This window comes from Mesorhizobium shangrilense (assembly GCF_040537815.1).
GTDB lineage: Bacteria > Pseudomonadota > Alphaproteobacteria > Rhizobiales > Rhizobiaceae > Mesorhizobium > Mesorhizobium shangrilense.
Map to the genome: position 1 here is coordinate 1 of NZ_JBEWSZ010000049.1, position 1051 is coordinate 1051.

Below are 1051 nucleotides of genomic sequence, written 5' to 3' on the forward strand. Positions count from 1 at the left end.
CGTATTGCCTCACCGTGGAATGCTCCCGACCGACATTGTCCGTTGCCTCATCATAATGTTCCCCACGACTGGGATCCGGATCAATTCGTCATCGGGTCGATTGCCGGCTCGAACTGCATCGCGCCGAACACCATTGCGTGCGCCTTTTCCTTTCGCCAGATCTTCAAGCGGCGCTGCAACGTGCGCAGCAACTGATCGGGATATTGCCCCGGACGCTCCGCCTGCAGACGCTCCAGCAATTCGCTGCTCGTCCGCCAGGGCTCTTCGTCAAACCACGCTTGCAGTTCTTTGGTGACGAGGGCGAAGGGATCCGGTCGCCGACGGCCCCGTTTTTGCTTCGGCTTGGCTTGCGCGGTTGGGCGGATTTCACCCTCCTTCCAAGCCGTCCGCAGGCCCGACAGGAACCGGTCGAGAGACGGATCGGCCACCACAACCGATGGCGTGCCGGACCTGTCGGCGATGTCGACGAGGCGCTGCTGCGCCATCCGCATCTTGCTCAGCAACCGGACAGGGTCCAGCCGCGCATATGTTTGCGCGAGTGCGGCGCGAACCGGTTCCGGCGTCCGCGGATCCGCCAGCAATCGTTGGCAGGGCGTCGCCGGGCGATGATAACGCTTGCGCACGCGGGCGCCGTCCCGCTCCTTTGCGGCCAGCTTGAAGGAGGGCTGGAAGAAGTTCACGAACAGCCGCACCGTCGCATAGAGCTGCGCCAGGGCTGCGGCGGCTTCAAGCCCCTCCAGCCGGCGATAGCCGACGATGCGGCGCACCACGGCACCGTTCTTCTGCTCGACAAAAGCCTGATCGTTCTTCCGGTACGGCCGGCAGCGCGTGAACGCGATACCGGCCTCCTGACAATAATCGCGCACCGTCTCGTTCAGGAACACGCTGTCATTGTCGGTGTCGAAGCCGAGAAGGTCGAACGGCAGCCGCCGCCGCAATTCCGTCAGCACCTCGCTCAGCAGCTTCTGCTCGCGCACCAGCAACGGCGCGCATTCCGTCCATCCGCTCGCAACGTCGGTGAGAACCAGCGTCTGCACAAAGCTGCCGCTCG

The 1051-nt window shown here is 64.0% G+C and carries 1 pseudogene; it reads right to left on the reverse strand.

The features are described 5' to 3' along the window. Positions 1–80: 80 nt before the first annotated feature. Positions 81–1051 (reverse strand): annotated as a pseudogene (locus ABVQ20_RS40450) (transposase); the annotation flags it as partial.